This window comes from Saliniramus sp., assembly GCF_035311605.1.
GTDB lineage: Bacteria > Pseudomonadota > Alphaproteobacteria > Rhizobiales > Beijerinckiaceae > Saliniramus.
The window spans coordinates 1-10,715 of the sequence record NZ_DATGCW010000233.1 but is presented as its reverse complement, the minus strand read 5'-3'; the positions used below and the strand labels follow the sequence as shown (position 1 = coordinate 10,715).

The following is a 10,715-nucleotide window of genomic DNA, read 5'->3' as shown; positions in this document are numbered from 1 at the left end:
GCGAGGAATTGCTTGTAGGCGGGCAGGTCGAAGGGCTTGCCGCGCCGTTCACGGTGCCAGTCGTCGATCTCTTTCTGCATGGCCGCGCGCTTGTCCAGGAGTTCCCGGTTGCGCGGGCCGAAATCGTGGATCAGGGCCGAGAACCCGGACCAGAAGGCGTCCGGCGCGATACCGGTCCCGGGCAGGGCCTCGTTCTTGATGAAGCCGTGCAGTGCCTTGTCGATGCCAAGACCATGGACGGTGATGCGATCATTCGCCGTGTTCTGCGCGCTCATGTCATGATCCCCGATGCGTTTCCTGAATGATTCCATGCCCGCCATCGGCCCGTCTCGCGGTTCCGGGGGCAGGTTTCTCCGATGGCGGAAGGATAACGCCGTGATGCGGTCCTGCAATTTCAAAGATTGACTTTTATTTTTGCGAATTCGGAAAAGATTGCGCACATGTTTCATGGGCATGTTTCATGCAAATGTTTCATGCAAATGTTTCATGGGCAGGGTTCGTGAACACTTGTCGCGCGCGTCCTGCGATGCCAATTAGACCCCATGTCGCATGCAAGCCTCCTCGCCCCCGTCTTCGCCCAGGTCGCCATGACCTTCATCCTGCTCTTCTGGATGGGGCGTGAACGCTATGCCGCCATTGCCCGCAAGGAGATCGATGTGCAGGATGTCGTCTTTGGTGACGGCAAATGGCCGAAAAAGGCGCGGCAGGTCGCGGCATCATTCCATAACCAGCTCGAGATTCCACCGCTGTTCTACCTCGTCAGCGTGCTCGCGTTGATTACCGAGACGGCGGGGCCGGCCTTCCTCGCCCTCGCATGGGCCTTCGTGATCAGCCGAATCGCCCATATGGCGATCCACGTCACCTCCAACGACGTGAAACTGCGCGGGCCCGCTTACGTCATCGGCGTGTTCATCCTGATGGCCATGTGGGTTGACTTAGGCTTTTCTGTTATTTTCTAGCGTCTTAAAAACATCAAATTTTTATAGAACCACAGCAGTTTCATGGTCGGGGTGTTCAAGGTTGGTCGGAGCAGTGGTGTATAGATTTAACACTTGCCGGTAAGGATTGGGCGGCTATTGTCGACAAAATCAAGAACGGGAGAATCAAAATGGCAGAACGTAAATCAGCCCTCAAACGTGCTCCTGAACGGCCTGCCCTTCGGGCGCTTCTTGATCACGCAAAGACGGTCGAACTAACCGAAGAGCAACTGCTCGATCAGCGGATCAGCTTTGTGTATGGGAATGCTCCCAAGGGTTCGCGCATCACGCGCGAGTCGGCAGAAAAAGCCGCCCACAGTCTCAGAGTGAGCGTGCGACGAGAGGCATGATCATCGCCCTGTACTGACGGAAGAGAGCATTGTATGTTTATTCTTGAGCAAGAGAACCAAGATCTTTTTGATAGAATACAAGAGCAAAATCTGAACCGTCAGTACGAACTTCTCACAAATTGTATAGAAATTGGCCTGCTTAAAGGTCCGGCTGCCTTCGATAAGTATCTTCTGTGGGCTCTCAATCATGTTGCGGTTACAAATATTTCACAATTCGGAGGGCGGTTCCGTCGCGAGCCGATCTATGTCGGCAATCACAAGCCACCTCATTTCAAGGATGTCGATGAGTGGATGGACCGCTTCATCTCGACGGTTCAGGAAAACTGGTATGTCTGGACGGAAACGGAGCTTGCTGCCTACGGGCTCTGGCGGCTGAACTGGATTCACCCCTTCATCGAGGGCAACGGGAGAACCGCACGGGCCGTTTGCTACTATCTGCTCTGCGTGCGATCCGGCGCGCTCCTGCACGGCAGGAAGATCGTGCCCGAGCGCATCAGGGATGACCGGAAGGGATACGAGAGCGCCCTGATCGCCGCTGACCGGGAATGGGATGCGGGGCACCTGAACTTTTCGGAAATGGAAGAATACCTCGCCGCTTTGCTGCAAGCTCAGCTGGAGGATGACGGTCTCCCTTATCAAGGTGGCCGTTGACGGTGTAGACCGTTCGCCTCGCCGGCGCCCCGGACCGACGAGCTGGAGCCGGGCGTGCTACAATTTCCCCTAGGGATACCATGTGGAGAGCCGACCATGTTCCGGCTGGCTGGATGGTGCCCTTCACTCCGGAATAATCATGACACCCGCCGCCCGGCTATCCGCCGCCATGGAGATCCTCGCCGATCTCGACGCTCGTCGCCGCCCCGCCTCGGAGGCGCTCAAGGATTGGGGATTGTCGCATCGTTTTGCCGGGTCGAAGGACCGCGCGGCCATCGCTTCGCTGGTGCATGACAGCCTGCGGCGTCGCGCCAGCGCTTCCCGGGTGATGGGGTCGGACAATCCGCGCGCCGTCGTGCTCGGCATGCTCGCGCTGCTGCGCGGGCAGGATGTCGATGCGATCGCCGAGCTATGCGACGGCAGCCGTTTCGCGCCTGCCCCGCTCAGCGATGAGGAGCGCGCGCGCCTCGCGAAGCCCTTGCCCGCCGATGCGCCGGCGGCGGTCGCAGGGGATTACCCGGAATGGCTCGACGATGCGCTCAATGAGGCCTTCGGGGAGGATCGCGCGGCGGAAATGCAGGCGCTCGCGACGCGCGCGCCGGTGGATATCCGCGCCAACACGCTCAAGACGGACCGAACCGCCTTGCAGGACATGCTCGCCCATCTCGCGCCGGTGGAGACGCCGCATGCGCCGCACGGGCTGCGCATCCTGCCTGGGCCTGACGGGCGCGGGCCGTCCTTGCAGAGCGAACCGGAATTCATCAAGGGATTGTTCGAGATCCAGGACGAGGGCTCGCAGCTCGCTGCCCTGGCAAGTGGCGCCGCACCGGGCGAGCAGGTGATCGATCTGTGCGCGGGTGGCGGGGGCAAAACGCTCGCCATGGCCGCGTTGATGGAGAATCGCGGCCAGATCTTCGCGACCGATTCCGACAAGCGCCGCCTCGCGCCGATCCACGACCGCCTCGCCCGCGCCGGTATCCGTAACGTGCAGGTGCGCACACCGCGCGGAACGGAGGACCCGCTGGCCGATCTTGCAGACAGCGCCGATTGCGTCCTGGTCGACGCGCCCTGTACCGGGGCGGGGACCTGGCGGCGCAATCCGGATGCGAAATGGCGGTTGCGACCCGGCAGCCTCTCGGGGCGTGTCGGCGAGCAGGAGCGGGTGCTCGATCGCGCTGCGGCGCTGGTCAGGCCCGGTGGGCGGCTCGTCTATGTGACCTGCTCGATCCTGCCGTCGGAGAATGATGCGGCCGTCGCCGGGCTGCTGGCGCGCGATCCGCGTTTCACGGCGGTGCCTGACGCGGAATGGCTCGCGCAGGCGGGGCTCGAGAGGCTGGCGGATGTGAGCCGCAAGAGCGGTTACGGGCGGCAACTGACGCCGCTGCGCACCGGCACGGACGGCTTCTTCATCGCGGTCCTGCGCCGCACAGGGTGAGTTTACAGGACCTTCCTGCGCGTTATGGCGCTTGCCCGAAACGCGATGACGGCGCGGGCCGAGGCGCCGCGCCGTCACAAGGGACCAATCACCGTCGCGGCCGGCGAGCCATTCCTGTGGCCTGCTCCGCCGCGTCCGGCTATCTGACCAGTTCGGGCAACCAAAGGGCGATCTGCGGGAAGTACCAGATCAGAGCCAGCGCCAGAAGCTGGATCAGCACGAAGGGTATGATACCCTTGTATATGTCCATGGTGCTGACACTCGCCGGCGCCACGCCGCGCAGATAGAACAGCGCAAAGCCGAAGGGAGGCGTCAGGAAGCTCATCTGCAGGTTGATCGACATCATCACGCCGAGCCAGACCGGATCGACCCCCATCATCAGCAGGATCGGCGCGACGATCGGCACCACCACGAAGATGATCTCGATGTAGTCGAGGAAGAAGCCGAGGAAGAACATCAGCGCCATCACCGCCAGCACAGCACCCACGGTGCCGCCGGGCAGGTTGTTGAGCACGTCCGTGACGATTTCCTCACCGCCCAGCGAACGGAAGACCAGCGCAAAGACCGAGGCGCCGAGCAGGATGACGAAGACCATCACCGTAATCTGCATCGAGGAGCGCATCACTTCCGTGAGAATGCCGGCCCGGAAGGTGCGCCAGAAAGCGACCACGATTCCGTAGACGAGAATGGCGACTGCGATGGTCACCGCCGCAACGGCCAGCCAGGTGGTGAATTCGACGACGCTGCGCTGGAAGCTCAGATTGAAGAAGATGCGCGAGAAGACGATGAAGGCCACCGCAAGACCAGCCCCATAGATCGGCCACGGCGAACTGTCCTTGCTGGCGATGGCGAGGCCGGCCAGCAGCACCGCACCAACGGCACCGACGGCAGCGGCTTCGGTGGGTGGCGCGGCACCAACCAGGATGGAACCGAGCACGGCGAGGATCAGCACGGCCGGCGGGACCAGCACCCGGAGCACCTTCTTGCGCAATTCCTGCTTGTTGATATTGACCGGAATTGGCGGGCAGGCAGCCGGACGCACGGCCGCGACCAGCATGACATAGGCCATGTACATGCCAACCAGCATCAGCCCGGGCATCAGCGCGCCGGCGAAGAGATCGAGCACATTTACGGGGCGTACCACGACGTCCCACTGGCCCTGCGCCATCAGGGTGTTGCGGGCCTGCGAAGCCGCACCCTGGAGAATGTCGCCGAGCAGGACGAGCACGATCGAGGGCGGGATGATCTGGCCGAGCGTGCCCGAGGCGCAGATCACGCCCGTGGCAAGCCGCTTGTCATAGCCGTTGTTGATCATCACCGGCAGGCTGAGCAGCCCCATGGTGATCACGGTCGCTCCCACGATACCCGTCGAGGCGGCGAGCAGCATGCCCACCAGCACCACGGCGATGCCGAGGCCGCCACGCAGCGAGCCGAACATTTGGCCCATCGTCTCGAGCAGGCTCTCGGCGATGCGCGAGCGCTCCAGCATCACGCCCATGAAGACGAAGAGTGGTACGGCGACGAGAATGTAATTCGTCATCGTGCCGAAATAACGGTTCGGCAGCGCACCGAGATCACTCAGGCGCACGATGTCGAAGCCGTAGCCGATGGCGAAGAAGAACAGTGCGACGCCGGCGAGCGAAAACGCGACAGGAAAGCCCAGCAGCAAAACGACACAGGCAGTCGCGAACATCAGGAGACTGAGAATCTCCCCGAGAAGTACAGGATCCATCTTCGTCAGGCCACTTCGTGAGATTCGTCTTGGGATGACGCGTAGCGCATGTCGCCCTTCAGGACGAGGAGACTACGACCGATGAGTGAGATGCCCTGCAAAAGCATCAAGACGCAGAAGATCGGAATGACCGTCTTGAGCAGGAACAGGCCGGGAAGACCACCCGCCTCGCTCGACGCCTCGAAGCGCTCCCACGAGCGGATGACGAAGCCCTGACTGTAATAGAGCACCACGAGGATCATGGGCAGCATCAGGAACAAGGTTCCCAGGAGATTGATCATCGCCTTGGTGCGGGCGCTGGCGGGGCGGTAGAACACGTCGACGCGGACATGGCCGTCATGCAGCAATGTGTAGGCTGCGCCCATCATGAAGACGGTTCCGTGCAGCCAGACGAAGGATTCCTGCAGCGCGACCCAACCGAGCCCGTACACGTAGCGCAAGAGCACCACGACAAAGGCGATCAGCACCATGAGCACCATGAGCCAGGCCGTTGCGCGCCCCACATGCTCGTTGATGGCATCGATGATGCGCACCAGACCTCTGAGAAACGCCATATCCCCCCCGTCATCTGGAAGTGGCGACCGCGCCGGGATCTTTCGCCCCGCACGCAGTGGCCGCAATGATGCGGCCAACCGATTTCAATCACGAGCGCACGCCCCCGCCATAGCGGATCGACCATCCGGATTAGGCAAAAAGGCGAACGTAGTTTCACTCAAACGCTATGCCCAGTTCGTGGGTAATGTGCAAGAGCTTGTTTGCGCATTTTTGCCCTAATCGGCAGCCGGGATCGCGCCGGCAGCCCGCGACCGACCGGTCGCCGGGCGCATGAGGGAAGGGCGCGATGCAAGATTTTTCTTCGTTGCCAATGAATCCTTTGATTGCAATTTGGCAGACCGGGGCGTGACTTATCGTCGCGCCCGCAGAGGCCACGGGATTCCCGATCAATCGCTCAAGAGGCCGCGGCGTGAGGGATGCCGCTCTCGCCCAGATCCCAATACAACCCTGCCATGATGGCCAGCCCCTCGCGGGCGATCGCGACCGGCATGTGTTCGTTGGGCGCGTGCTGCGAGCAGCCGGGATAGGAATGGGGCACCCAGATCGTCGGCAATTCGAGGATTTCGGCGAAGATGTCATTGGGCAGGGAGCCGCCCAGATTGGGCAGGATCGCCGGCTTGCCGCCGGTGGTCTGTGTGATCGAATCCACCGCCCAGTGCACCCAGGGATGGTCGGGATCGAGTCGCGTCGCAGCGAAGACCTCGTCGCGCGCCTTGGCGATCTGTACCCGTTCGAAGCCATGTGCGTCGAGGTGACGGCGCAGCGCCGGAAGGATCTCCTGTGGATCGACACCCACCACGAAGCGCAGCTGCCCGCGCGCCCAGGCGTTCGGCGGCACCGCATTCACCGGCCCTTCCGGGTTGCCGCATTTGAAGGCGAGGATCTGGAAGGACGACCAGCCGTAGACCTTCTCCGCCATGGTCATGCCCGGCTCACCCCACCCGGGATCGAGCTCCGGCCCGCCCGGATCGGCCTTCACCTCGATCTCGGCCAGAACGCGTTTCACCGAATCGGGGATCGTCCCCGGCGTCCATTCCGGAATCCGGATTTCGCCTTTCGGGCCGGTGATGCAGGCGAGGGCATGGGCGAGTTCGATGCCCGGATTGGCAAGCAGCCCGCCGAAATTGCCGGAATGGTGCCCGCCCTCGCGGGCATCGATCCAGATATCCATGGCATAGCCGCCACGCGCGCCAAGGAAGATGGTCGGACGCGAAATCGACAGGCGCGGGCCGTCGGAGGCGATCAGCACATCGGCGCGGAATTTCTCGCGATACGCCGCGCAGAGCTCGCGCAGACCCGGCGAGCCCACTTCCTCACCCATCTCGATGATGTATTTGGCGTTGAAGCCGAGCTTGCCGCGCTCCTCCAGCACGGCGCGAAGGCCGGCGATGTTGATCGAATGCTGGCCCTTGTTGTCGACCGTGCCGCGCCCGTACCAGAGCCCGTCACGCTCCACCAGCTCCCAGGGCGACAGCCCCTCCTTCCAGGAATCGTCGAGGCCGCGAATGGCGTCACCGTGGCCGTAGCCGAGGACGGTGACGAGGCCGGGATCCTCGATCCGCTCGGCATAGAGGAAAGGTCCCTTTCCGGGTGGCTGATGCAGGATTTCGCAGGTAAAACCCATATCTTCCAGCGTCGGGCGCATCTCCTCCTCGATATAGCGGGCGAGAGCGGCCGCACGTTCGGGGTTCTGGCTCTCCGTGGGGATCGCCACGCGGCGGGCGAGATCGGCCTTGAAGGCACCGCTATCGAAATGCGCCTCGGCGCGGGCGACGGCCTTGTCGCGGGACATGACATCCTCCGTAGGTGAGGCCCCGTCAGCAGGGCGTTGTTCGCGCCGAGGGTTACGGTCTGCGCCGGCCGAATCAATAGGCAAGGGCGCCGGATGGGATTCGCCCGCGCGGTGATTGCAAGAAAGGTGATCGCAAGATCGCGCATCGCGATCCCGCTCCGGGCGTGTAGGGTGGCGCATCAACGAGAGGTGAGTGAACATGCATGCGCCGGCACGTCCGGACGATCGGGGAGAAGCCCCCGGCACCTGGATCCTCTGGCGGCGCGAGATTCTCGCGACGCTGGTGCTTGCCTGGCCGATGATCGCCATCAACCTCTCGCAAACGGGGCTCGGCGCCACCGATGTGGTGATGCTGGCCTGGCTCGGGCCGGAGGTGCTGGCTGCCGGCTCGCTCGGATACAATCTCTATTTCGTCTCCTTCATCGGCGGTCTCGGTCTGATCAGCGCCATCTCGGCGATGATCGCGGCCGAGCGCGGGCGCAACCGGCATTCCGTGCGTGAGGTGCGCCGCTCCTTCCGCCAGGGATTGTGGAGCGCCGTGGCGCTTTCGGTGCCGATCTGGATCGCTTTGTGGAATGCCGAGACGATCCTCATCCTGCTCGGACAGGAGCCGGCGCTCGCGGCCCAGGCGGCAGAATATCTGCGCTACAAGCAATGGGCGCTTCTGCCGATGCTCGGCTTCGTCGCGCTGCGTTTCTTTCTGGCGGGGATGGAGCGCCCCTTTCTGGCCCTTGTCGTCTCGCTGAGTGGACTCGCGGTCAATGCGCTGGCGAATTACGCGCTGATCTTCGGCAATTTCGGCGCGCCGGCCATGGGGCTCAACGGCGCCGGTATCGCCACGACGCTGACGGCGAGCTTCATGTTCACGATGCTCACCCTGATCGCGCGGCGCGACCGGCGCTTCAGGCGCTATGCGCTGTTCGGACGCTTCTGGCGTGCCGACTGGCCGCGTTTCTTCGAACTCTGGCGGCTGGGCATGCCGATCTCGGCGATGATTCTTTTCGAAGTGATGATCTTTTCCGCCGCGCTCTTCCTGATGGGGATGATCTCGACCGAGTCGCTGGCGGCTCACACCATCGCCATCCAGATCGCGTCGCTGGCCTTCATGGTCCCGCTGGGCCTTGGCCAGGCGGTGACGGTGCGCGTCGGCGTGGCCTATGGCGCGCGCGACCACGACGCGATTACCCGGGCGGGCTGGAGCGCCTTCGGCATCGCCATGGTCTTCATGAGCATCGCCGCGCTGGTGATGATCACCGTGCCGCATCTCCTGATCAGCGCCTTCCTCGATCTGCGTGATCCGGAGAATGCGCGCGTCATCGCGCTCGCCGTTTCGTTCCTCGCCATGGCCGCGATCTTCCAGATTGTCGATGGCGCGCAGGCGGTGGGGGCGGGCATGCTGCGAGGCTTGCAGGATACGCGCATCCCGATGTTCTATGCCGGCTTCGGCTATTGGCTCGTCGGCATGCCTATCGCGGTCGGATTCGGGCTCTACTCGCCGCTCGCGGGAGTCGGCGTCTGGATGGGGCTTGCCGGTGGGCTCACGGTCGTCGCGATCCTGCTGATGTGGCGCTGGCGCCGCCGGGACAGGCTCGGCCTGCTCCCGGATACCCGCCGCCCGGCACAGGCGATGCGCGGGCGCGGGAGGGCTGCAGCGCCTGGAAAGACGCTATAGCAGCGCGCGCAGCGAATCGCGGATCTCGGCTTCCTCGTCGGTGGGGATTACCGCGGCGGAAATGCGGCTTTCCGGGCGCGAGATGATCGGGCCGTGGGCTTCATTGGCCGCCTCGTCCGGGATCAGTCCGAGCCAGGCGAGGTCTTGCATCACGCGCAGGCGAAGCGCCGCATCATGCTCGCCGATCCCGGCTGTGAAGACGAGGCCGTCGAGCCCGCCGAGATCGGCGGCCAGCGCCCCGACATGGTGCACGATCGAGGCGGCAAACAGCGCGATCGCCTCTTCGGCCTCCGGCGCATCGCTCGCGGCAAGCTTGCGCATGTCATTGCTGATGCCGGATACGCCAAGCAGCCCCGATTGCTTGCCCAGAAGCTTTTCCAGCCCATCGGCATCAAGGCCCTTGTCGCGCATCAGGTGAATCAGCACGCCCGGATCGATCTGCCCACAGCGGGTGCCCATCACCACCCCGTCGAGGGCAGTAAAGCCCATCGTGGTGGAGACGCTACGGCCCGCCTCCATGCCGCACAGGCTCACACCGCTGCCCAGATGGGCGACGATAACCTTCCCCGCAGCCGTCTTCGCGTCGAAGATCTCGGGCAGAAGCCGCGCGATATGGGCGTAGGACAGACCATGGAAGCCATAGCGCAGAATGCCCTCGTCGCTGAGCGCGCGCGGCAGGGCGAAGAGCTTCGACAGGCGCGGTCGGGCATGGTGGAAGGCGGTGTCGAAACAGGCGACTTGGGGAATGCCCGGCCACAACGCTTCTGCTGCGCGGATTCCGGCGAGATTATGCGGCTGGTGCTGCGGCGCCAGCGGGGTCAGCCGGTCGAGCGTGGCGAGAATCTCGGGTGTGACGCGCAGGGGCTTGGAGTAATCCGGCCCGCCATGCACCACGCGATGGCCGATGCCACTGATCTCCCGGCCCGAAAAGCGTGCGGACACGGTTTCCAGCAGCCAGATGGTCAGGTCGCGGATCTGCGGTGTGTCCTGTGGGGGCGCGGCTCCGTCGAGCGCATCGCCACCCTCGTTCATGACCAGCGCCGGCTCATGCCCGACATTCTCGATCCGTCCGCGCGCGATCACGCCGTCCCCGTCAGCCGGATAGAGCGCGAATTTGATGGTCGAGGAGCCGATATTGAGAACGAGGAGAGCCGCACTCATTCCGCCGCTCCCTTCAAACCGTCGCTTCGCCTGGCATAGAGCTGCGCAAGGGCGGCGGAGGCGAGGCGGGAATCGGCGCTGTCGGCGCGCGATGTCAGCATGATCGGCACCCGCGCGCCGATCACGATCCCCGCCGATTCGGCGCCGGCGAGATAGATCAGCTGCTTGGCGATCATGTTGCCGCTCTCCAGATTGGGCGCGACAAGGATATCCGCCTGGCCCGCCACGGGCGAGTTGATCCCCTTGGCCTTCACGGCGGCGGGCGAGATGGCGTTGTCGAAGGCGAGCGGCCCGTCGATCAGCCCGCCGGTAATCTGGCCGCGATCATGCATCTTGCAAAGCGCAGCCGCAACGAGGGTCGAGGGCAGGCGGCCTGTCACCGTCTCCACC

Annotated in this window: 10 protein-coding genes and 1 pseudogene; 5 read left to right on the top strand and 6 right to left on the bottom strand. The window is 63.7% G+C overall.

What is annotated here, in order from left to right:
- Positions 1-275: pseudogene (locus VKP01_RS10500) on the bottom strand (malate synthase G); the annotation flags it as partial.
- A 267-nt stretch (positions 276-542) separates the two neighbouring features.
- Here VKP01_RS10500 and VKP01_RS10495 point away from each other — a divergent pair.
- The 4 genes from VKP01_RS10495 (at position 543) to VKP01_RS10480 (ending at position 3,413) form a co-directional block, all read left to right on the top strand.
- The gene (locus VKP01_RS10495) at positions 543-959 is read left to right on the top strand and encodes an MAPEG family protein (protein ID WP_324412091.1); all 417 of its coding nucleotides are present in this window, start codon (positions 543-545) and stop codon (positions 957-959) included.
- Between the two features lie 149 nt (positions 960-1,108).
- Positions 1,109-1,327, top strand: a complete 219-nt coding sequence (locus VKP01_RS10490; RefSeq protein WP_324412090.1) for a hypothetical protein — start codon at positions 1,109-1,111, stop codon at positions 1,325-1,327.
- Positions 1,328-1,360: 33 nt separating this feature from the next.
- Positions 1,361-1,978 (top strand): Fic family protein, encoded by a 618-nt coding sequence (locus tag VKP01_RS10485; RefSeq protein WP_324412089.1) that lies wholly within the window; start codon positions 1,361-1,363, stop codon positions 1,976-1,978.
- 139 nt (positions 1,979-2,117) lie between these two features.
- Complete coding sequence (locus VKP01_RS10480) at positions 2,118-3,413, top strand: RsmB/NOP family class I SAM-dependent RNA methyltransferase (RefSeq protein WP_324412088.1); 1,296 nt, start codon at positions 2,118-2,120, stop codon at positions 3,411-3,413.
- Between the two features lie 139 nt (positions 3,414-3,552).
- Here VKP01_RS10480 and VKP01_RS10475 read toward each other — a convergent pair whose 3' ends face one another.
- The 3 genes from VKP01_RS10475 to VKP01_RS10465 all read right to left on the bottom strand — a co-directional run bounded on the left by VKP01_RS10475 (position 3,553) and on the right by VKP01_RS10465 (position 7,492).
- Positions 3,553-5,145 carry a TRAP transporter large permease gene (locus tag VKP01_RS10475; protein WP_324412087.1) on the bottom strand — a complete coding sequence of 531 codons (1,593 nt, stop codon included), beginning with the start codon at positions 5,143-5,145 and terminating at the stop codon, positions 3,553-3,555.
- Positions 5,146-5,150: 5 nt separating this feature from the next.
- Complete coding sequence (locus VKP01_RS10470) at positions 5,151-5,699, bottom strand: TRAP transporter small permease subunit (RefSeq protein ID WP_324412086.1); 549 nt, start codon at positions 5,697-5,699, stop codon at positions 5,151-5,153.
- A 395-nt stretch (positions 5,700-6,094) separates the two neighbouring features.
- Positions 6,095-7,492: a M20 family metallopeptidase gene (locus tag VKP01_RS10465; protein ID WP_324412085.1), complete on the bottom strand. Its 1,398-nt coding sequence runs from the start codon at positions 7,490-7,492 to the stop codon at positions 6,095-6,097.
- 199 nt (positions 7,493-7,691) lie between these two features.
- Here VKP01_RS10465 and VKP01_RS10460 point away from each other — a divergent pair, with 199 nt between their 5' ends.
- Positions 7,692-9,164 carry an MATE family efflux transporter gene (locus VKP01_RS10460; RefSeq protein WP_324412092.1) on the top strand — a complete coding sequence of 491 codons (1,473 nt, stop codon included), beginning with the start codon at positions 7,692-7,694 and terminating at the stop codon, positions 9,162-9,164.
- Here VKP01_RS10460 and VKP01_RS10455 read toward each other — a convergent pair.
- Together VKP01_RS10455 and VKP01_RS10450 are read right to left on the bottom strand one after the other, a co-directional pair.
- On the bottom strand, positions 9,159-10,325 hold the full coding sequence (locus VKP01_RS10455) for an acetate/propionate family kinase (RefSeq protein ID WP_324412084.1): 1,167 nt from the start codon (positions 10,323-10,325) through the stop codon (positions 9,159-9,161). The genes VKP01_RS10460 and VKP01_RS10455 overlap by 6 nt on opposite strands.
- A partial coding sequence (locus tag VKP01_RS10450; RefSeq protein ID WP_324412083.1) for a phosphate acyltransferase occupies positions 10,322-10,715 on the bottom strand: 394 nt, incomplete at its 5' end. The genes VKP01_RS10450 and VKP01_RS10455, both read right to left, overlap by 4 nt.

Excerpts from the sequence above, each read along its gene's own strand:
- VKP01_RS10495 (WP_324412091.1), top strand. The coding sequence starts at position 543 with ATGTCGCATGCAAGCCTCCTCGCCCCCGTCTTCGCCCAGGTCGCCATG.
- VKP01_RS10490 (WP_324412090.1), top strand. The coding sequence starts at position 1,109 with ATGGCAGAACGTAAATCAGCCCTCAAACGTGCTCCTGAACGGCCTGCC.
- VKP01_RS10485 (WP_324412089.1), top strand. The coding sequence starts at position 1,361 with ATGTTTATTCTTGAGCAAGAGAACCAAGATCTTTTTGATAGAATACAA.
- VKP01_RS10480 (WP_324412088.1), top strand. The coding sequence starts at position 2,118 with ATGACACCCGCCGCCCGGCTATCCGCCGCCATGGAGATCCTCGCCGAT.
- VKP01_RS10475 (WP_324412087.1), bottom strand. The coding sequence starts at position 5,145 with ATGGATCCTGTACTTCTCGGGGAGATTCTCAGTCTCCTGATGTTCGCG.
- VKP01_RS10470 (WP_324412086.1), bottom strand. The coding sequence starts at position 5,699 with ATGGCGTTTCTCAGAGGTCTGGTGCGCATCATCGATGCCATCAACGAG.
- VKP01_RS10465 (WP_324412085.1), bottom strand. The coding sequence starts at position 7,492 with ATGTCCCGCGACAAGGCCGTCGCCCGCGCCGAGGCGCATTTCGATAGC.
- VKP01_RS10460 (WP_324412092.1), top strand. The coding sequence starts at position 7,692 with ATGCATGCGCCGGCACGTCCGGACGATCGGGGAGAAGCCCCCGGCACC.
- VKP01_RS10455 (WP_324412084.1), bottom strand. The coding sequence starts at position 10,325 with ATGAGTGCGGCTCTCCTCGTTCTCAATATCGGCTCCTCGACCATCAAA.